Source organism: Mycobacterium aquaticum (assembly GCF_002086485.1).
Classification (GTDB): domain Bacteria; phylum Actinomycetota; class Actinomycetes; order Mycobacteriales; family Mycobacteriaceae; genus Mycobacterium; species Mycobacterium aquaticum.
The window spans coordinates 20,393-40,853 of the sequence record NZ_MVHF01000060.1 but is presented as its reverse complement, the minus strand read 5'-3'; the positions used below and the strand labels follow the sequence as shown (position 1 = coordinate 40,853).

Annotated in this window: 12 protein-coding genes; 6 read left to right on the top strand and 6 right to left on the bottom strand. The window is 66.9% G+C overall.

The features are described 5' to 3' along the window. Nucleotides 1-271: 271 nt before the first annotated feature. Together BST13_RS34925 and BST13_RS34920 are read left to right on the top strand one after the other, a co-directional pair. Complete coding sequence (locus BST13_RS34925) at nt 272-6,472, top strand: ATP-binding protein (protein ID WP_211296260.1); 6,201 nt, start codon at nt 272-274, stop codon at nt 6,470-6,472. A 22-nt stretch (nt 6,473-6,494) separates the two neighbouring features. Next, entirely contained in the window at nt 6,495-7,424 is a 930-nt protein-coding gene (locus BST13_RS34920; RefSeq protein ID WP_083170382.1) for a TIGR03560 family F420-dependent LLM class oxidoreductase, read from the top strand. Nucleotides 7,425-7,510: 86 nt separating this feature from the next. Here BST13_RS34920 and BST13_RS40010 read toward each other — a convergent pair whose 3' ends face one another. Continuing rightward, nucleotides 7,511-7,828, bottom strand: coding sequence for a hypothetical protein (locus tag BST13_RS40010; RefSeq protein WP_245839929.1), 318 nt, complete (start codon nt 7,826-7,828; stop codon nt 7,511-7,513). A 102-nt stretch (nt 7,829-7,930) separates the two neighbouring features. Continuing rightward, nucleotides 7,931-9,481: an APC family permease gene (locus BST13_RS34910; protein ID WP_158087252.1), complete on the bottom strand. Its 1,551-nt coding sequence runs from the start codon at nt 9,479-9,481 to the stop codon at nt 7,931-7,933. Nucleotides 9,482-9,665: 184 nt separating this feature from the next. On the opposite strand from BST13_RS34910, the gene BST13_RS34905 reads away from it, so the two are divergent. The 4 genes from BST13_RS34905 to BST13_RS34890 all read left to right on the top strand — a co-directional run bounded on the left by BST13_RS34905 (nt 9,666) and on the right by BST13_RS34890 (nt 13,780). After that, nucleotides 9,666-10,277 (top strand): TetR/AcrR family transcriptional regulator, encoded by a 612-nt coding sequence (locus tag BST13_RS34905; RefSeq protein ID WP_245839928.1) that lies wholly within the window; start codon nt 9,666-9,668, stop codon nt 10,275-10,277. 84 nt (nt 10,278-10,361) lie between these two features. Next, nucleotides 10,362-11,579, top strand: coding sequence for a Glu/Leu/Phe/Val dehydrogenase dimerization domain-containing protein (locus BST13_RS34900; protein ID WP_083170378.1), 1,218 nt, complete (start codon nt 10,362-10,364; stop codon nt 11,577-11,579). A gap of 42 nt (nt 11,580-11,621) precedes the next feature. Continuing rightward, nucleotides 11,622-13,259: a thiamine pyrophosphate-binding protein gene (locus tag BST13_RS34895; protein WP_083170376.1), complete on the top strand. Its 1,638-nt coding sequence runs from the start codon at nt 11,622-11,624 to the stop codon at nt 13,257-13,259. Nucleotides 13,260-13,270: 11 nt separating this feature from the next. Further along, nucleotides 13,271-13,780, top strand: coding sequence for a hypothetical protein (locus BST13_RS34890; RefSeq protein ID WP_083170375.1), 510 nt, complete (start codon nt 13,271-13,273; stop codon nt 13,778-13,780). 6 nt (nt 13,781-13,786) lie between these two features. On the opposite strand, the gene BST13_RS34885 is transcribed toward BST13_RS34890, so the two are convergent. The 4 genes from BST13_RS34885 to BST13_RS34870 form a co-directional block, all read right to left on the bottom strand. Beyond that, the gene (locus BST13_RS34885; protein ID WP_245839927.1) at nt 13,787-15,598 is read right to left on the bottom strand and encodes an Hsp70 family protein; all 1,812 of its coding nucleotides are present in this window, start codon (nt 15,596-15,598) and stop codon (nt 13,787-13,789) included. A 144-nt stretch (nt 15,599-15,742) separates the two neighbouring features. Next, nucleotides 15,743-17,236, bottom strand: coding sequence for a dynamin-like GTPase family protein (locus BST13_RS34880; RefSeq protein WP_083170371.1), 1,494 nt, complete (start codon nt 17,234-17,236; stop codon nt 15,743-15,745). Nucleotides 17,237-17,259: 23 nt separating this feature from the next. Then, complete coding sequence (gene iniA, locus BST13_RS34875) at nt 17,260-19,131, bottom strand: isoniazid-induced dynamin-like GTPase IniA (RefSeq protein ID WP_083170369.1); 1,872 nt, start codon at nt 19,129-19,131, stop codon at nt 17,260-17,262. A gap of 82 nt (nt 19,132-19,213) precedes the next feature. After that, on the bottom strand, nt 19,214-20,320 hold the full coding sequence (locus BST13_RS34870) for an IniB N-terminal domain-containing protein (RefSeq protein ID WP_083170367.1): 1,107 nt from the start codon (nt 20,318-20,320) through the stop codon (nt 19,214-19,216). Nucleotides 20,321-20,461: the final 141 nt, after the last annotated feature.

Genomic DNA, 20,461 nt, shown 5'->3' with positions numbered 1-20,461 from the left:
CCTCGTACTCGTCGAACACCGCCAGGACCGCTTCCCGGTCGACGACAGTGTTCGCAAGCATGTTCGAATTCTACCGCCACTCACCGGCCCGCACACCAGTTATCCACAACCTGTAGTTCATCCACAGGCCCTATGACACAACACAATTGCGCGACAGACGGCCGTGCGACAATGCACGTCACAAGAGGGCTCACTCACTGTCCTTTACTCGACCTTGACCGCATGTTGAAACGTCACACCGACGATGTCGGGTGTGAGTACGCTTCCATCGGTGGAACTGGAGGTTTTGGGACCTCTCCAGGTCCGAAAGGACGGTGCGCCCGTCGCAATCCCGGGCGCAAAGCCGCGCGCCATTCTCACGATGCTCGGGCTGCACGGCGGCTCGGTGGTCCCCGCCACCACGTTGATCGAGTTGCTGTGGGGCGACGCACCACCGCGAACCGCCGTCAAAGCCCTGCAGACCCACATCTCGTCGTTGCGGCACGCTCTCGGCGACGGATTCGTCTTGACCGAGGGAACCGGATGGCGCCTGAGCACCACCGAAGTTGATGCCTCACGCTACAAGCGAGCAGCCGGGCTCGGTCGTGCCGCAGCAGCCGCCGGTGACGCCAGCGGTGCAGTGGCTCGCTTCGGCGAGGCTGTGGCCTTGTGGCGGGGAGTTCCGGAGCTTCCCGAAGGCCGGCGCGGAGCGTCTGAGAAGACGCGCTGGGTCGAGGGCCACGCCGCACTGATCGAAGATCGGGCCGACGCGCTGCTGATGACTGGCAGAGCGGCGGAAATCATCGGCGAGCTTGAGGCGTCGGTGGCGGACGCACCCCTGCGCGAAAGACGTTGGGGCCAGCTGATGCTCGCCCTGTACCGTGCCGGCAGGCAGGGTGAGGCGCTGGGCGCGTACCGACGCGCCCGCACGCTGCTGGCCGATGAGTTGGGTATAGATCCCGGACCCGAGCTTCGACGCCTCGAGGCCGCGATCGTTGCACAGGACGACACACTGGACCTCCCTGCGGCACAACATGTTCCCGCTGTAACACGCGCGGTGACCTTCCTGCTCACCGACATCGAGGGGTCGACCGCCGCCTGGGAGGCAGATGCCGATGCCATGGCCGTCGCGCTCGCGCGCCACGACGAGATCGTCGAGCAGGTCGTGACATCTCGAGGCGGTCGGCTGATCAAGACGCGCGGGGAGGGCGATGCGACATTCTCGGTCTTCGACCGCCCTTCAGCAGCGGCCGCTGCCGCCATCGAGCTGCAAGACGCGATCCTCCAGGAGCCGTGGGCGCTGGCCGAACCTATGCGTATCCGCGTCGCCTTGCACACCGGCGAGGCAGAACTCCGCGACGGCGACTACTTCGGTCGATCGGTCAACCGCGCCGCCCGGCTACGGTCCCTGGCCAGGGGTGGCCAGATCCTGTGCTCTGGTGCGACCGCCGAACTGGTGATCGATTCCCTCTCCGACGACGTTGCGCTCGTGGATCTGGGGACTCGGCAACTGAAGAACCTGACTCGACCTGAGCACGTTTTCGAACTTCGCGTCGACACCAACGACAACGCACCGCCCCCAAGCGCTCCCCTGATCGAGCGGCCCGAATTACCCGCCGTACTCACCGGTTCCGGCCCCTTCGTGGGCCGTAGGTCAGAGCTCAGCCACCTCACGTCCGCCTGGCAGTCCGCGCTCAGCAGCGCCACCCGGGCAGTGCTGATCGCCGGCGAACCTGGTGTCGGCAAGACTCGGCTGGCCGGCGAATGGTCCTCTCGGGCATACGAGAACGGTGCTGTCGTGCTGTACGGGCGGTGCGATGAGGACCTCGGCGCGCCGTACCAACCATTCACGGAATCGCTACGCACTCTTGTGCCGTGCGTCGGGGGCAGCCGGTTGCGGGCCATGCGCGGCGTCGAAGCGCTGCTGCCCTTGATTCCTGGATTGCTCGATGCGCTGCCCGACCTTGTCGCACCCGCCCGAGCCGATCCGGACACCGAACGTTACGCGCTGTTCGACGCAGTCGTCGCGCTCCTGGAAGTCGCGTCTGCGACGGCACCCATCGTGCTGGTTCTCGACGACCTGCACTGGGCCGCCAAATCCACCTTGCTGCTGCTGCGACACGTCCTGCGTTTCGGCGACCACGCCCGAGTACAGCTCGTCGGCACGTACCGCAGCACTGATCTCGACCGGTCGCACCCGCTCGCGGCCATGCTTGCCGACCTCCATCGCGACGGCACAGCCGACCGCGTTCAGCTCAGCGGCCTGGGCACCGACGACGTGACCGCGTACGTCGCCGAAGCCGGTTACGACGACGAAGAACTGGGCCGGGCTTTGGCGTCGGTCACCGGCGGCAATCCATTCTTTCTCATCGAGGCGCTGCGTCACGTCGGTGAAAGCGGTGGCCGCTGGGACCCGAGCACCCTACCCCAGGGGGTGCGAGAAGCCGTGAGCCGTAGGCTCTCCCGGCTTTCCGCGGAATCCAACAAGGCGCTTTCCGCAGCCGCGGTTGTGGGCAGCCGGTTCGCCGTGGACCTGGTCGAGCGGGTGCTTGACCAGGAGCTCGTCGATGCGTTCGACGAAGCGTGCACGGCGGGCATCATCATCGAAGAGCCTGGCGGCTGCTACCGGTTCAATCACGCCATCGTCCGGCAGTCGCTGTTGGCCGAGCTGGCGTCCGTGCGGCGCATGCGACTGCACCAGCGCATCGCCACCACACTGGAGAACACGCCCGGCATCGACGACGAGCGGTTGGCCGAACTGGCGCATCATTATTTCGAATGTGCCTGGGCCGGAAATGCAGTCAAGGCCGTCGAATACTGCCGACGTGCAGCCGACCAAGCGATGACCCGACTTGCTTACGAAGGCGCCGCAGAACTCTATGACCATGCCCTGCATGCACTCGAAGAACTCGACGACGAGTTACCCGACCGCGACGACCAGCGCGCCGAACTACTGGTCGCGCGCTGCGAAGCACTGTTGGCCTCGGGTGACGTCGCGTCGGCGGCAAGCGCCGTCGCCCAACTCCAGGAAGCGACCCAACATTCAGCACGCCTCGCGGCGTGGGCGACATGCTTCGACGGACAACTCTCGATGCTGATCCACCCCGAGCGACTCGACGATCTCGAACTCGCGTTGGACAAGGCCGCCCAGCGATTGGCCGAATTGAACGATGGTGCAGGGGAAGCCAAGGCACACACCGTACGCGCGCAGTGTCTCGCCCGGCTCGGTCGGATCGCCGACTGCGAAACCGCTTTGGACCATGCGCTTTCCGCTGCCCGCCGCGCTCGAGAACACCGCAGGGTGAACAACGTGTTGGCGGGAGCACCCCTTGCGGCTCTCTGGGGACCCAATCCGGTTCCGCGCGCAGGTGGGCGCTGTCTTGATGTGGTGCGCCTGTTGCGGATCACCGCCGATTCGCCTGCGGTGGAGGCGACGTCGACGCGGTGTCAGGCCGTACTGGAGGCATATCGCGGCCGGTCCGGTGCCGCAAGACGCATGATCGACTCGGCTCGCCGAACGGTCACCGAACTTGGTTTGCGACATGGGCTCCTCGAGGTCGAGCAGTTCGCAGGCATCGTCGAGCTCATTCTCGACGATCCGGACGCGGCCGAACAGCATTTGCGTCTGGCTTACAACGGCTTTCGTCGGATGGGCCTTGACGCCGATACTGCCGAGACGGCCGCCCTATTGGGGCGCGCGTGCATGCTCCTGAGCCGCGACGACGAAGCCGACGAATTGTGCGCCGAGAGTGAGCGTCTCGCCGGCCATGCGCTGAAGGCCTCGATTGCGTGGCGCGCCCTCCGGGCACAGCTGCTGTCACGGGGCAAAGATCACGCTGAGGCACGGCGGCTCGCCGAGGAGGCTGTGGCGCTGGCCGAACGCACCGACGCGCTGGTCGATCACGGCGATGCATGTTTGGCGCTCGCAATGGTACTGGGTGCCGCAGGTGATCCCTCCGGGATGCAGTCCGCTGCCGAACGAGCCGCAGCCCTGTACGAGCAGAAGGAGGCTGTAGCCCTTGTCGAGAAGGCACGTCGACTTGTCGGCAAGAGCGTCCAGACCACTACACCGGCGCTGCCTGAGCTAGCGAGCATCGACCTCGATAGCTCATGCGTCCGAGCAGGCGAGCGTGTGTTGGCAGCTGTCGACCGAGGGGCGTGGGACGAATTCGAGCAACTGTTCTCGGCTGCGGCCACTGTCGAAAGTCGTCGCAAGATCGTCGGTTTCGCGCCGGTCGACGTGCCGTCTGACTGGGTGCACCAGAACAGACTCAACCTCGAGACCGGCGGCATGCGGGTCACCGCGACGGTAGTCGCTGTTCGAGGTGAGCGCCTTGCCCTTTCCCGATTGAGAGTTGGCACCGCCGACATGAGCGCTGGGGCGCCCGAGGACGAACTTCTCCAGATATATGGCATCGACAACGCCGGCCGAATCGCTCTGCAGATATGGTTCGACCTCGACGACTTCGACGCTGCCATCGCGGAACTGGACGCTCGTTACCTTGCCGGGGAAGCCGCCCCGCACGCGCACACGTGGTCCGTCATCGCTGACGCCTATGTCAGTCTCAATCGGCGCGAGCTTCCCGCGGTGACGCCGGATTGGGTAGACATCGATCACCGACAGGTGCTCACGGTCGACTCGGGCGAATTGGGAGTGTCGCTCAACGCATTGTGGGACATCACGTCGCAAGCCACCATCTATGTCGAAGCAGTGCATCGACTCACTGAAATCGGCGCAGTCACAACTCACGTGTCAGCAGCGACCTCGAACGAAGGGTTTGACGCCGAATGGCGAGACATCGCCTTGCTGACGGTCGATGGCGACCGGATGAGTCGCGCTGAAGCTTTCAACGAGGCGGATCTGGTCCTCGCGGTCGCAAAACTAGAAGAGCTCAGCGCCCCGAGGGCGCGACTGGAGAATGCTGCAACCCGGGCTTACGAGCGCATGAAGGACTGCTACTCCAGCAGCAACTGGGCCGCACTGACCGAGATGCTGGCTGAGAGCGTTTTCAACGACGACCGTCGCATCGTGGTCAACGCGGGTATCCAACGTGGTCGTGACGCCGTGATCGCCGAAATCTTGGCCATCGCCGACGTCGGAGCGACGAATTGGACGTCGGACCCCGTGGCGGTCCGCGGCGATCGCATCGTTCTCAATCGTGCGCGAGCATCGAGCGGCGAGCTACCGGAGGCGTTCCACACCGATGTCCTCGACGTGGTCGAAACCAACGCCGACGGACGAGTTGTGGCGCGCGTCGTCTTCGATCCCGACGACATCGACGCGGCATTCGACGAACTCGATGCTCGCTATCTTGCCGGTGAGGCGGCGCCGTTCGCGCGAACCTGGTCGGCAATCATGGCGGGCTACGCCGGATTCAACCGCCGCGAAATTGCCGCGACGACACCTGGCTGGGTGAACATCGACAACCGTCGCGGAGCAGGTTTCCAACCTGGCGACATGATCAGTTATATCCAAGCCGCATGGGACGACTCACCTGACACCAAGATCCACATCGTGGCGGTGCATCGGTTGACTGACCGCGGCGCAGTGGTCACCCATGTCGCGCAAGGGGTCTCGCAGGACGGCTTCCACGCCGAGTGGAGGGACACCCACATTCTGCTGGTCGACGGCGAAATGGTAAGCCGCTGTGAACTATTCGACGAGGCAGATCTCGACGCTGCGCTGGCCCGGTTCGAGGAGCTGCACCCGACGACCGGGCGTCTACACAACACCGCAAGCGACATGTACGAGCGCTTCCATAAGTGTTTCGCTGCACCTGATCTGGCGGCGATCGAGGCGATGCTGGCCGAGAGCTTCTACGGTGACGATCGCCGGCACCTCGTAGGCTCCGGAATTCGGCTTGGTCGGGATGCCGCACTTCAGGACGCCCGCGCGATCACCGGCCTCGGCATCAGGGTCGCCGCGGCGACGGTCATTGCGACGCGTGGAGAACGCCTCATGCTCAGGCGCTCGCGTTACGTGGGCCAACCGTCCGCCGCGATTGATGTCTACGTCCTCGAAGTCGTCGAGTTGGATACCGACGAGCGAATCGCCGCGGTGGTCACCTTTGATCCCGACGACATCGATGCCGGCCTGGCCGAGCTCGATGCCCGCTATCTCGCCGGCGAAGGCGCCGCCCACGCGCGCACCTGGTCGGCAATCATGGCGGGCTACGCCGCGTTCGACAAGCATGAGCTGCAGCCGACCGCGCCTGACTGGAAGATCGTCGACCGCAGGCGCACGATCGCCTTCGCTCCTGGCGAGCAGACGTCCCACATCCAGGCCATCCATCGCCTGAGCGAATGCGGTGCGCTCGTCACACAGGCGGTACACGGGACGACGCCGGACGGCTTCGACGCCGAATGGCGCGAGATCGCGCTCGTCACGCTCACCGGCGACCGGATCAGCCGCTGCGAGCTGTTCGATGAGGCAGACTTCGCCGCTGCACTGGCCCGGTTCGAGGAGCTCAGTCGCGAAGCATCGGTGACGTGAGATCCCCGATACTCTGGCGCCCATGGACTTCCGTGTGTTCGTCGAACCCCAGCAAGGCGCTACGTACTCCGATCAGCTCGCTGTCGCCCGCGCGGCCGAAGCGCTGAACTACTCGGCATTCTTCCGGTCCGACCATTACCTGGCGATGAGCGGTGACGGCCTGCCCGGGCCGACCGATTCCTGGGTGACGCTGGCGGGCATCGCCCGCGAGACCTCGACCATTCGCCTGGGCACGATGGTCACCTCGGCGACCTTCCGCCACCCGGGTCCACTGGCCATCTCCGTCGCTCAGGTCGACGAAATGAGCGGTGGCCGTGTCGAGTTGGGTATCGGAGCGGGCTGGTTCGAGGCCGAGCATCAGGCGTACGCCATCCCGTTCCCGCCACTGGGCGAGCGGTTCGACCGGCTCACCGAACAGCTACGCATCGTCACCGGCATGTGGGACACCCCGGTCGGAGACAAGTTCGACTTCGACGGCAAGCACTACACCGTCGTCGATTCACCGGCCCTTCCCAAGCCCACGCAGTCGCACCCACCGATCATCATCGGAGGCGGCGGCCCCAAGCGCACGCCGGCCCTGGCCGCGGAATTCGCCGCCGAGTTCAACATCCCGTTCGTCCCCCTCGACGTCCTCAAGGCACAGTTCGCCCGGGTCGCCGACGCAGTTGCGGCTGCGGGGAGGGCCCCCGACTCGCTCACCTACTCCGCGGCGTTCGTGCTGTGTGCGGGACGGAACGACGCCGAGATCGCCACCCGAGCGGCCGCCATCGGTCGCGAAGTCGATGAGCTTCGCAGCAATTCGCCGCTGGTCGGGACGCCCGCGGAGATCGTCGACAAGCTGGCTCCGTTCGTCGAAGCGGGCGTGCAGCGGGTCTACCTGCAGGTGCTCGACATGGCAGATCTGGACCACATTGAGTTCTTCTCCAACGAGGTCATCAGCCAATTGAACTGACAGGGGCAAGACCAGGTGACGCGATTATCATCGGACCCCGTGACCGCCAAGGACGACGACGAGCGGGCTGATGATCAGCCCTGGCATCATTCGACGTCGGCGGTCGCGGGTGCGAGCGCCGCGGCCCTCGGCGTCATCGCCCTACTGGTATGGGCTGTGGTGAGCCTGACCAGCAGCGCGAACAGTCCGGAGGAGGCACCGACCCAGTTCGTCGACCCGACATTCTCGTCGTCGACGCCGACGGGGTCCACCACGACCACGACAGCCACAATCACCACCACCCCGCCGGTGAGCACCTCCGAGATCATGGGGCCGTCGGACGCCGCCACCACCTCGGGCTCCGACACCTCGTCATCGAGCGACACGTCGACGACCGGCCCGTCGACGACCGGGGAACTGCCCACCACCCGGACTCACGCCGGCGACCCCAGTACCAGCCGTCCGCGGGTCCGCACGAATGTGACGCGCACGCTCTATCCGCTGCCGGGTAACTGAGGCCACCGGTATCAGCCGAGTGGGTCGTCCAGCGCCAGAACCTTATTGCGCTCGCGTCGCACCTCTCGCTGCCCGACCAGATAGAACACGATTCCCGTCGCGATGAACAGCGCCATCGGAATCAGCTGGCCCAGTTCGTAACCCAGGCGGTCGCCGGCGAACCCGGCAGGCAGCGCGTCGTCGGGGGTGCCGGGAGAGCCGAAGAGACCGAGACCGGCGCCCGGGTAGAGCAGCTGAATCAGGGTGAAGATGACCACGAGTGTGGCTGCCGCCGAACACAGATACCGGCCGACGGTACCTCCGGGGATGCGGAACGGTCGATTGGCGTCAGGGTATTTGCGATCCAGGACCATCAGCGCCGGGAACATCACCAGATAGGCCACCATGGTCATCGAGATGGCAAGGTTGAGCCCGACACTGAAGTATTTGCCGATGTCACCGGACGTGAAGTTCAGCGCCGCAATCATCACCACGGTCGCCAGGATTCCGGCCAGGACGTTGATACGCACCGGGGTGCCGAACCGCTCGGAGATCTGGCCCAGCCACGCCGGACCGCTGCCGTCCGAGCACGCGGTGGCCTGAGCGCGGCTCTCACCGATCGCCCAGCTCACTCCGCTGGTGAAGAGGGCGACGATGACGCCTGCGGCGCAGACCACGCCGATAACCTCACCGGCACCGGTCAATTCGACGGTTCCGTCGGGGCCGACATGGCCTCCGTAGATGGTGAAGACGAGTTTGGCGGCGTCGAGGAATCCGCTCAAATGGCTGACCTGGTCCCGCGGCAAGACCACCAGAATCGCCACCACGGGAGCCGCCACCATCAGGAACGCGGCCATCCCCGAGCGCATGACACCCAGCGGGATGGTGCGTTGCGGGGCTTCCATTTCCTCGGCCGCTGCCGAGGAGACCTCGAACCCGACGAAGGTGAACACGATCAAGGGTGCGAGTGCGAGGAACCCCAGATACGACGGGGAGAAGTCCGATGCGGTGAGCGGTTGGATTCCGTGGATGACGCCGTAGATCACTGTCGACACGAAGAAGAATCCGAGGAGGACGATGCGTGCCACGGCACCGGCGATGGGCACCCAGCGACCTGCTTCCAGCGAGACGGACACCGCCAAGACACCGGCCCAAACGAAAACCAGGCCGAAGACGTACGTCCACGCCCCTGGTAAGGGATGGATGAAGGTTTGGAAGGTGGCCAGTGCGACGACCGCCAAAGCACCGCCGACCCACACCGGGTTGGACAGCCAGTACACGAACTGCGCCACCGATGCCACGCCGCGACCGAATGCCATACGCACCCAGGTGTATTGGCCGCCTTCGAGGGGAAATGTCGAGCTGAGCTCGCTGACGATCAACCCGTAGGGCACAAAGAACACGACCGAGAAGACGAGCAGCCAGGCGAACGCCTCGGGCCCGGATGCCGCCAGGGCGCCGATGGTGTCCAGACCGACCAGCGAACACAGCAGCAGGAAAAAGACATCGAAGCGGCGAAGCCCTTGCCGCAGCCGCCCTCTGGGACGCTCGATCTCTGGTTCTTCGATGATTTGTTGCGTCAAAGCGGTTTCTCCTGGTTCTGCACTGTCCATGCACGCCCAAGTGCACCGGGTGCGTGAGATGCCAACAACAACTGACTGCTCAATCAGTAAGCAGGAGAACTCTGCGGCGCGGGTCACAATTTGTCAAGACCGCGAGCGTCATCACTGCGCCACCTGCGCAGATGCCGCCGGGTACGGTGCCGATGTGGTCCGATCACAGAAACAGTCCCCTGGCCGCGCCGACGACATCGTGGCCACGACCATCGAGTTCATCACCGAGAACGGCGTCGGCCAGCTTCGCACCGTCGACATTGCCAAACGCCTCGGCGTGAGCACGGGCCTGATCTTCTATCACTTCGAGACGCTGGCAAATCTGGTCGAACACGCGTTCGCCGTTGCCGCCGAACGTGATTTGACCCAACTCCGCAACACCCTCGACCGGGTCGCGACCGAGCCGGTGCTCGACCGACTGCGCGCGGTCTTACATCATTACGGGCCTACCGGGAACGCCCTCGGCTGGCGGCTGTGGATCGAATCATGGTCAGCCGGCCTGCATGACGAGAACTTGCGGAAAGTCGTCAAGAACATGGACTCGCAGTGGCGGCAGACCGTGGCGATGCTCATCGCCGAAGGCGTGGGTTCGGGAGAGTTTCACACGCCCGATCCGCACGGGGCGGCCTGGCGCCTCACGCTGCTCCTCGACGGCCTGGCAGTTCAGTCGGTCGCGCTCGGCGGGGCGGTGACCACGGAGGAGATTCACCGCTGGACCGAGGACGCCCTGCGCAACGAACTGGGGCTGCCGGCACCGTCCGCATAGCGCGGCGCCGAACCAAGCAGGACTTGACGTGACCTGACCCACTCTCCATACTGACTGCCTAGTCAGTCACTTTTGGGGAGTCTCATGTCTCTTTCTTTGCCCAACGCCATCGGTTCGGTCGAGCAGGCCGACGACTCGCCTGTCTTCGAGGCGATCTGGACGGACCCGATCACGGGCGCTCGCGGATACCTCGTGCTGGACCGGCTGGTGCGCGGCATCAGCAGTGGCGGCCTGCGGATGCGCAAAGGCTGTTCGCTCGACGAGGTCCGGGGATTGGCCCGCGGGATGACCCTCAAGGAGGCCATCCACTACGAAGAGGGCGCCCGCTACGTTCCGCTGGGTGGCGCCAAGGGCGGTATCGACTTCGAACCCTCCGATCCCGCGGCAGAGTCGGTGCTCTACCGCTACCTGGAAGCGATGAAACCCCTCATCGAGCAGCGCTGGACGATGGGTGAAGACTTCGGCGTGCGCCAGGAGACCGTCGACAAGTGCATTGCCCAGATCGGTCTGGGCAGCTCGGTGGACGCGGCCTACCGACACGTCGACGATCCGGAGCAGGCGCAGGCCCGGATGCGGGTCGCGTTCGGCACAGACGTCGACGGCGTCAAGCTCGATGAACTGGTCGGCGGCTACGGCGTCGCCGAAGCAGCCCTGGCCGCGATGGAATTGCACGACCTGCGACCGGATGCCTCCACGGCGTTCATCCAGGGGTTCGGGTCGATGGGCGGGGCGACCGCGCGGTATCTGCAGCGGGCCGGTGTCCGGGTTGTGGGCATCGCCGATGTGCACGGCGTCGTCGCCAACCCCAATGGACTCGATGTGGAACGGCTGCTGCTGACGCGCACACCCAGCGGCGGGGTCAACCGCGCAGAACTCGGCCCAGACGATGTCGAGTTGCCCGGTGACCGCTGGCTGTCGGTGAAGGCCGACGTGCTGGTCCCGGCCGCCACCTCCTACTGCATCAATGCCACCAACCAGCATGAGGTGACGGCGAAACTCATCGTCGAGGCGGCCAACATGCCCGTCACCCCGGACGCCGAAACCGACATGGCCGCACGCGGAATCGTGATCGTGCCGGATTTCGTGGCCAATTCGGCGACCAACGCGTGGTGGTGGTGGGTACTGTTCGGCGACATCGACGGAAGTGCCGAGCAGTCCTTCGCCAAGATCTCGACTCGCCTGCGCGAGTTGAGCAGCGAGATGTTCGCGCTGTCGGCCGCCGACAAGATCACCGCGCGTGCCGCCGCGTACACCATGGCCACCGACCGACTCGACAAGCTGACCACCGCTTACCCCAGTTAGCCAGCGGCCCAACGCGATCTGGCACCACCTCAGGAAGGACTCATGAGCACCGACACCGAAGCCACGATCGCGCCCGCCGGCCGGCGCCGCAGCGGCGGCCAAGCATTGGTCGACGCGTTGACCCTCCACGGCGTCGACGTGGTCTTCGGCATCCCCGGAACCCACAATCTGCCGGTCTACGCGGCGCTCGGCGGCGCTGGCATCCGGCACGTTCTGACGCGCCATGAACAGGGCGCGGGCTATGCCGCCGACGGCTACGCCAGGGTCAGCGGCAAGCCCGGGGTGGTGATCACGACCACCGGCCCGGCCATCCTCAACGCTGCAGCCGCTGCGGCCCAAGCGTATTCGGATTCGGTGCCCGTCCTGTTCATCGCGCCGGGTCTGCCTCTGCACCACCCGAGCGCGGGCAACGGGTACCTTCATGAGGTCAAAGACCAGTTCCGCGCGATGGATTCGATCGTCGGGCATGCGCAACGCGTGACCACGGTCGAAGAAATACCGTTGGCGGTCGCACAGTGCTTCGCCGCGATGACGAGTGCGCGTCCCCGGCCCGCGTACCTGGAAATCCCGCTGGACCTCCTCGATCTCGAGGCCACCACGGCGCTGGTACCGCCCTACGAAGGTCGCCCGGCTCGCCCGAATGCGGAGTCGATTCAGGCGGCGGCACAGCTGTTGGACGCCGCCGAGCACCCATTGCTGATCGTCGGCGGTGGTGCGTCGGGTGCGGCCGACGAAGTCCGTGAGCTCGCCGAAGCACTGCAAGCGCCGGTGATCACCACCGCGAACGGCAAAGGTGTTCTGCCCGAGACACATCCGTTGTCACTGGGCGCCGGGGTGCATCACCCCACCGTCAAACAGTTGGTCGCCGCCAGCGATGTGGTCGTGGCGGTCGGCACCGAACTTGCCCCGTCGGACTGGTGGTGGGGACCGATATCGCAGCAGAGCACCGTGATTCGCATCGACATCGATCCGACGTCGGCGGCCACGAACATCTCCCCCGCAGTCGCTCTTGTCGGTGACGCCGCCGAGACCATCTCCTCGCTGCTCACCGGCCTGCGCACCGCAGGACGCACCGATGGTCGCGAATCTGCCGCGCAGTGGCGCCGATTACTCCGGCAGGACGCCGCACGGGAAGGCGGCGCCTACCTCGAGCTGTGTGCCGCGTTGGACGCCGCGCTCGACGACAGCGCCCTCATTGCCGCCGACAGCGCGATGGCCTGCTACTACGGCGCACTGTCGAACCTTCCGCTGCACCGGCCGCGGTCGTTTCTGTATCCGACCGGGGTGGGCACCTTGGGCTATGGGCTACCGGCGGCGATCGGTGCCAAAATCGCGGCGCCACAACGCAAAGTGGTCGCGTTACTGGGCGACGGCGGTGTCATGTTCACCATCGCCGAGCTCGCGGCCGCCGCGCAGGCCGGTTTGGCCGTACCCGTCGTCATCGTCGACAACGGAGGCTACGGCGAAATCCGTAACGAGATGGCCGACCGCGGTGACACCGTGCATGCGGTTGATCTGGCCAGCCCCGACTTCGCCGCGCTGGCGCGATCCCTCGGCTGCCACGGGGTGTCCCTCGAGTCCGCCACACTGTTGGCCGACGCCGTCGGGGCCGCACTGAATGCCGACCGACCCACGCTCATCCACCTACGCGTATCCGGTCGAGAAACTGAGTCCGCCTAACATCGGTTGGCGTGTCGAACTACTACTCCGACGACAACGAGCCGACTCAGTACGCCCAGAGTTACAGCGACTACGGCGACTACGGAACGCAACCCGAGCCACCTGCTCCTGAACCCGTCCCCTGGTACCGCAAACCAGCTGCCCTGGTCGGGCTCGGAGCACTCGGCGCCATCGTCGCGGCCCTGGTCGTCTACGCGATCGTGCAGCTGTTTTCGTCGGGCGGCGACACGAAGCCCGCGAGCGTGACGACAACGTCCTCGACCACGTCATCGACGACGGCGACCACCACACCGGCCCAGCAGACCACCGCGGTAGCGCCGCCTGCCACGCAGACCGTCACCGAAACCCAGGCACCGGACACCCCGACCGCCACGGATCCGGGCACGACGACCGCGACCACGACGACCGAGGCGCCGGTCACCACCACGACGACCGAACCATCGGTGACGGTCAGCACGAGCACCACGGTCGTCACCAACACCGTGACCATTCCGGAGTTCCCCCGCAGGCAGGGCAACTAGCAGCGATTACGGCGCAGGCACCGCAGACGTCGTCGGCTCCGTCGAATGCGACGGCTTCGGCGGTGAGCTGGGCGCAGCCGTCGGCTCCGGCGCCTGAGTCTGTGTCGGCGGAGGCGGCGGCGCAGTATGCGTATGCGTCGGCTCGGGCGTCGGGGTCTGGGTCGGTTCCGGCGTCGGCGCGGGGGTGTGCGCCGGCGGCGCGGGCGGCGTGAACGTCGGGATCGGCAACTGCGGCACCGGTAACTGCGGTACCGGCAACTGCGGCAGCGGCAGCGCCGGGATGGGCAACTGCGGGATGGGCGGCAGTTCGGGGGCCGGCGGCACCGCGGCCGGTGCGGGGATGTCGGCCGGCGCCGGGTCGGCCGCCTGCGGCAAAGCCGGGGCGGGTGCGGCCTGCGGCGCGGGAGCCGACGCCGCCTGCTGGCGCTGGACCGAATACGGCGCGGACGACGGCGACACCGCGGGGGCGGGCGCGGGCACCGCGGGATCCTGCACGACGACGGTGCGGGTCGGCGGTGCCGCACCGACCTGGGCAAGTGGCGCTTCCGCCGGCGCGAGCCCGGGCGCCGCCGCCGGGCCACCTGCAGGCGTGGCGTCCAACTTGTCGGCGTGGGCCGACAACAACAGGCCCGCGGTGCCGACAACCGTGAGCAGTGCCGCTGCGCACACCACGATGCCGCGGTACCACGGGGTGCGGGCCGCCGCGGCGGGCTCACGCGGGGCTTCGGCGAACACGAATGCGGGCCTTGCGGAATCCTCGGACACCGATTCGGGGATGTAGTCCATGACCTCGGCGGCCGGATCGCTGACCGACCAGGCCAGCGCGGCCGGTGCCAGCGACGAGGCAGCCACCGTGCCGGTCGTCGATGCGGCGACAAAAGGCGCCGCGGTCACCGCCCGCGTCGCTGCTGTCTCGGCCTCGCCGCGGCGGGCCAGCAGACCGGCACCGATCGCGGTCACCACCTGAGCCTGCGAGACGGTGGTCACCGACATCCGGAAGGCTTCCGAAAGACGCTGCGTCACAAGGGGAATCCGCGCCGTTCCACCGACGGTCACCAGAGCCGCCAGCTGTGCCGGGTGCACGCCGTTGCGCCGCAGCAGATCGTGCAGTGCCTCGATCACCCCGCGCAGCGGCGCATCGACGACCGCCTCGAGCTCGGCACGGGTGAGCCGCAGCGTGCTCCCCGGTGCCGGGCCGGGCAACCCGGTGGCGGCCTCGTAGCTCAACCGTTCCTTGGCCGCCCGCGACTCCTCACGCAGCCGGGACAGTGCGGCCACCGCCGCCGTGCCCGAGGCGTCGGCGTCGAGGCTGCTCAGCACGTGGCGCAGCAGCTCCTGATCGACGAGATCACCAGAGAAATCGTCGTACCGCACGGTCTGTCCGATCGGCGCGAAACGCGCACCGGCATCAGCGAGGGTGAGGCTGGTTCCGGTGGCCCCGAAATCGGCCAACGCGACGATGCCGCGGGCCGGCAGCCCGGGATGCGCCTGCATCGCCGTCAGCGCCGCAACGGCGTCGGACACCACCCGCACCCCGGGCATCGCGGCGCGGGCCGCATCGAACGCTGCCGGGCCCCAATACGCAGGCACCGCCACAACGGTGCGCTCCGGACGCTGCGCAGGGCTGGCGATCCGGGTCAGCGATTCGACCGCCGCGGCCAGCAACTGCTCGCCGCGGTGGGCCGAGCCGTCGGCAGCGAGCAGCGGGATGGGATCACCGACCCGCTCCACGAAGCCGCTGATGACAAGACCGTCTCCGTCCAAGACGCCGACCTCAGGCATGCGGTCCCGGTACAGGGTCAGCACGCTACGCCGCACGATCGGCGCCTGGTCAACAACCGCTGTCAGGTTGGATGCACCAACCGACAACCCCAGGCAACCACGCATACCTTCTATGTCGGTCGAGGGCCCTGATTCGTTGCACCCGCCGATGCGCGATCCGCCTCCGGCTCCTCGCTGGCGTCAGCGGTTGCGGGCCGAATACTCGGCAACCAGCGCTTCGGCGCTGCGCACCGCCGCCCGGCACGCGCGGGTGGTGAACGGGTCGTTGAGCGGGTGCTCGGCCCGCCGACGCCAGCGCTGCGCGGCCGCGAACGCCGCGCGCGGCCCGTCGTAGGGCGTATCGGGCTGCAGACCGAGCCGGCTCGCGGCGTCGGTGCCCGACCCGCCGATGATGCGCCGCAACGAGGCCATCTCGTCCTCGTTGAGTGTCGTCGGCCGCCCGCGCAGCTGGCTGAGCAGCCGCAGCTCCTCGAACGCGTGCGTGTCGGCCAGCAGCGGGTCGATGTCGGCCAGGATGTAGGGCGTCGCGTAGATCGGGTTGTGCTGCACGAACTGCCGCAGCGACAGCAACGCGGTGTGCGCCTTGAGCAGATCGGAGCGCTGCGCGAACTGCTGGTCGATGACGTCGCGCAGCGCGACCAGGCCACTGCGCTCGAGCAGTTCGTCGGCCAGCGCCACCGAATCCGTGATGCCAGCACGCAGTACCGCGATGGAGATCCTGATGCCGAACATGCCGAACCGCTCGAGCAGCGCCGCCCGCGTCGCTGCGTCCACGGGCAGCGAACTGTCTTCGCGCACAAAGCGATCCACCGACAGCATGGCCTTGTTGATCTCGGTGGCGTCGACCCCGGCGAGCTTCTCCAGCGCCACGAACTCGCTCTGCCGCAACGTGCGGGCGGTCAGTGCGAGCAACCCCGACACCGGCACCACGGCCTGGCAGATGCCGGTCTTGTCCATCTCGGCGGTGAACCGCTTGGCGACGTCCTTGGCCGACATCATGGCGTCGATGCGGCCTGCGCCGATCTCGTCGGCCCGCGATGCCACCCCGATCACGCCGAGCGCGCCCGCCGACCCGCCGACCAGCTCACCGATCTGTTTGAGCAGCGCGATATCGGCAGCGTTGAGGGTGCGCAGCAGGAACACGACCGCGTCGACGCGTGGCACCCCGTCCTCGGGCACCAGCAGCCGATGCGTGCGTTCGGAGACGTCGCGCGACAGCGACGACGTGCCCGGAGTGTCGATGATCGTGGTGTCGATCAGCTCGGCGGCAGGCCATTCCACGTCCAGGTCGACCACGTCGACGGGATCCAGCGCCGAAAAACTGAACGTCAGGCCCCGGTCGTGGGGGTCGCGCGCGATCGGCACGTTGGACCTGCGGCCCCCGCGGTGGTTGGCCGTCACCTTCGGGGTGGGGCCGTGCCGGAACCACGTGACGATGCGCGTCGCCTCGGTCGCGTCGGTGGGTGCGATGTCCTCCCCCACCAGAGCGTTCACCAGCGTGGACTTGCCTGCCTTGAGCGTGCCGGCCAGCGCGATGCGGATCGGCTGGTTGAGCCTGCGCCCGATCCGGTCGAGTTCGTTGTGCACGTCGGGTCGGTCACGGTACGCCGGGTCGCCCCGGTACGCCTGGATGGTGCCGCCCAGAATCGTCCGTACCTGATCGCTCGTGCTCACGCTGCGAAATCCGACCCTTCCACTTAACCCCGCGAGCCTAGCGGGCGTGCCTGGGCGAGGTTCCCAGCATGCTCGACCACCTGCTTGAGGATGTTGAGCTGACGCTCCAGTTCGGCCACCCGGCTGTTGCGTTCGTTCTCCTCGACCTTGGCCGCCGAGAGCGTGGCCTGCAGGGATTCGTTGAGTGAACGGTTCGTCTGGTTGGCCACCTCGCGGTAGTGATCGCGCAGCTGACGCTGGATGGCCTTGAGCCGGTCGCGGGATTCCTTGCCCACCACGAACGCCACGTCGTCGACGAACTTGCGCACGTTGGCCTTGGCCTCACCGCGCACGCGCAGCATCCGGTTCTCCATGTCCTCCTTGTAAGCCTTGCGGCCCAACAGGAGTCCGGCACCCAGCGACAGCGGGTTGAACATGCCGAGACCGGCGAATGAGGTGATCATGCCGAACATCAGCACACCGCCGTAGGAACCCCGCATACCGGTGACGAGCTTGTGCCCGGCCCGGATGGGCCCCGCCTCGAGTTTTTGTACCGAGCTGAATTCCCCGAAACCAGCACCCATTTCGCGGGCGTCGATCTGCGGCAGGGCCACCGCGTCCAGACCGGCCTTGGTGAACGTGTCGGCCACCTCGGCGGCCAGCGCCTCGGCCCGCTGATAGGCCCACACGAAGTTGTCGCCGACCGCGGTGGCCACCGCGTCCTCCAGCTCGGCGCCGATCTCGGCCCAGTGCGCAGTGGGATCGACCTTGTCGAGCATCTTCTCGGTGTGTGCGCTGATGGTCCGGAACCGTTGCCGCAGATCGTGATCCACGTCTGCGGTGAGATCGGCGATACCATCGTTGAGCACCTGCTGCCACAGCGCGCTCTGCGCGAGGGCGTCCTGCGCTTCCTGCTTGCGCCGCTCCAGCTCGCTGGTCAGCTGCGCGCGAACCTCCGGATCGTTGATCGCCGCCAGCTCCGTTTCCACCGCGAGCATCAAATGCTCTGCGGCGGAGCGGATGTCGTCGACCACCTGATCGCGGATGCGGTCGTTCTCGCGAGACAGCACCCGTTCGGAGAGGAAGTTGACGATGGCCGGGAAGTTGGACTCCTCGTTGAGTTCCTTGTCGTTGAGCTGAATGGCGTGGCTGCGCAACACACTGGAAACCGGAGTCACCGGGACCGCCAAACCCGCGCGCTGCAGGTGCGCCGTGTTGGCGGCGACGATGTCCCGCCAATGCGGGTACAGATCGGTCTTGGTCGCGACAATCGTTGCCACCGGGCATATTTCGAGTGCCTGACGGATGAACCTCAGCTCGGGCTCGGTGAACTCCTGGCTGGTGTCGCTGACCATGAGCATCGCGTCGGCGTCGGGCAGCAGGCCCAACGTGGCCGACAGGTGCGGCTGCCCGTGCCCGCCAACGCCGGGGGTGTCGATGAACGCAAGCCCGCCCTGCAGCAGGGGGCTCGGGGCGGTCACCTCTACCCGCAACACCTGCCGCCCGCCGGCCTGCGGGGCCCGGCGTAGATCGTTGCGCAGCTCACCCGGCGGGATGTCGATGAGTTCGGGTTCCGCCCCGTCGGGCCGGGCCACCACGAGCCGGGCCGACGGTTGCTCGCCGTAGGACACCATGGTGGCCAGCACCGTGCTCTCGTCGTCGCCGACCCGGGCCACCGGCATGTTCAGCAGCGAGTTGAGCAGCTGACTCTTGCCCTGTTTGAGCTGGCCGGCGATCACCACCCGGATGTGCGGGTCGGTGATGCGCTCCTTGGCGCGGCCCAGGCTCTGCACGAGGTCGCCACGGTCTCTGGCGCCGGCAATCCTGCTGGTGTGGTCGATCAGCTCGACGATGATCGCGACTGGTCTGGCCGGCCCGCCGGCCGCCACTTTGCGCGGGTCATTCGGTTGCGTCATAGGGAAACCCTCCGGCCTCTAACGGTAAACGGCGAACTGGCGGGGACCGTTGCGGTCCCCGCCAGTGGCGGTGCTGTTCCGATCAGAAGCCGTGGAACCCGGCGTGCGGGTCGACGGTGTTGTGGCTGGCCACATCGTTGGTGGTGGACACGTTGGTGTGCAGGCCACCCACCTGGTGAACCGAATCGTCGGTCACCGAGCTGTGCACCGAGCTGTCGCTGTGCACCGTGCTGGTGTTGCCCACCGAGCTGTCGTGCACCGACTGATCGGACAGCGACGTGTGGGTCGACGACGCGGTGTGCACCGACGAGTCGATGGAGCTGGTGTTGCCGCTGCCGACGTCGTGACCGGCGGTGGTCTGGTTGCCGCCAACCGCGTGGCTGTCGTTGCTGGTCACGATGATCGAGCCGGCGTTGCCGCCGTCACCGCCGCTGGCGTGGCCGCCGCTGCCGCCGATGTTGAGCAGGCCACCGCCGCTGCCGCTGGCGCTCGCGCCACCGCCGTGGCCACCGCTCATGTCGTTGCCGCTGATGACCGGGCCGTCGTTGCCGGAGATGATCTGACCGCCGGCATGCTGCGAGCTGTCCGAGATCTCGTTGCCCTGGCCGACTGCGACGTGCGAGCCGGAACCGGCCCAGACATCGCCGTTGTTGACGGTGTTGCCGTGGCCGAGCACAGCGCCGTCACCGGTGACGATCGGGCCACTGGAGTGACCGGTGTTGACCACGCCACCGTTGGTGGCGGTGTTGGTCGTGGTGGTCTTGTCGCCGAGGGTGATGTCCCCGAAGCCCAGGTTGAACGCACCCTGCTGAGCGTTGGCGCCCGCGTCCTGGTTGGGGCTCATGATCGGCACGTTGTTGTGGCTGGCCAGATCGGTCGAGTTGCCGCTCATCAGAGAGGTGTCGGTCTGCGGGGCGAAGGTCGGCTGCGAGGTGAAGGCCGTCTGCGGGGAGAACGGGGAGGCGATGTTGTGGTAGTCGGCGACCGCGCGCTGCAGGCCGTAGACCGGGTCACCGTTGCCCAGCGCCAGGCCGGCCGGAGCGGCGGTGGCGGCCACGGAGGCCAGCTGCGCGGCGGACACGTTCGGCAGGCCGGCGTCGCGCAGCGCGCCTTCCGGGTCGGCCACGTAGGCGGCGGCAGCGGCGGGGCTGCGGAACAGGTCCATGATGAAGTCGATCAGAGTGGTCATCTCGGTACTGCCTTTCGTTGTGTCTTGCCTGAGGTTCTGGTTCTCGTTCCGGGGTGTCCCGGCGAACTGGTGACAACGTTATGGGCCCCGCAAGCCCCCGCAAACGGGGCAGGATCCCCTCCCTCCCACAGGCCCACCGGG

Excerpts from the sequence above, each read along its gene's own strand:
- BST13_RS34870 (WP_083170367.1), bottom strand. The coding sequence starts at position 20,320 with ATGACCACTCTGATCGACTTCATCATGGACCTGTTCCGCAGCCCCGCC.
- BST13_RS34920 (WP_083170382.1), top strand. The coding sequence starts at position 6,495 with ATGGACTTCCGTGTGTTCGTCGAACCCCAGCAAGGCGCTACGTACTCC.
- BST13_RS34900 (WP_083170378.1), top strand. The coding sequence starts at position 10,362 with ATGTCTCTTTCTTTGCCCAACGCCATCGGTTCGGTCGAGCAGGCCGAC.
- iniA (WP_083170369.1), bottom strand. The coding sequence starts at position 19,131 with ATGACGCAACCGAATGACCCGCGCAAAGTGGCGGCCGGCGGGCCGGCC.
- BST13_RS34895 (WP_083170376.1), top strand. The coding sequence starts at position 11,622 with ATGAGCACCGACACCGAAGCCACGATCGCGCCCGCCGGCCGGCGCCGC.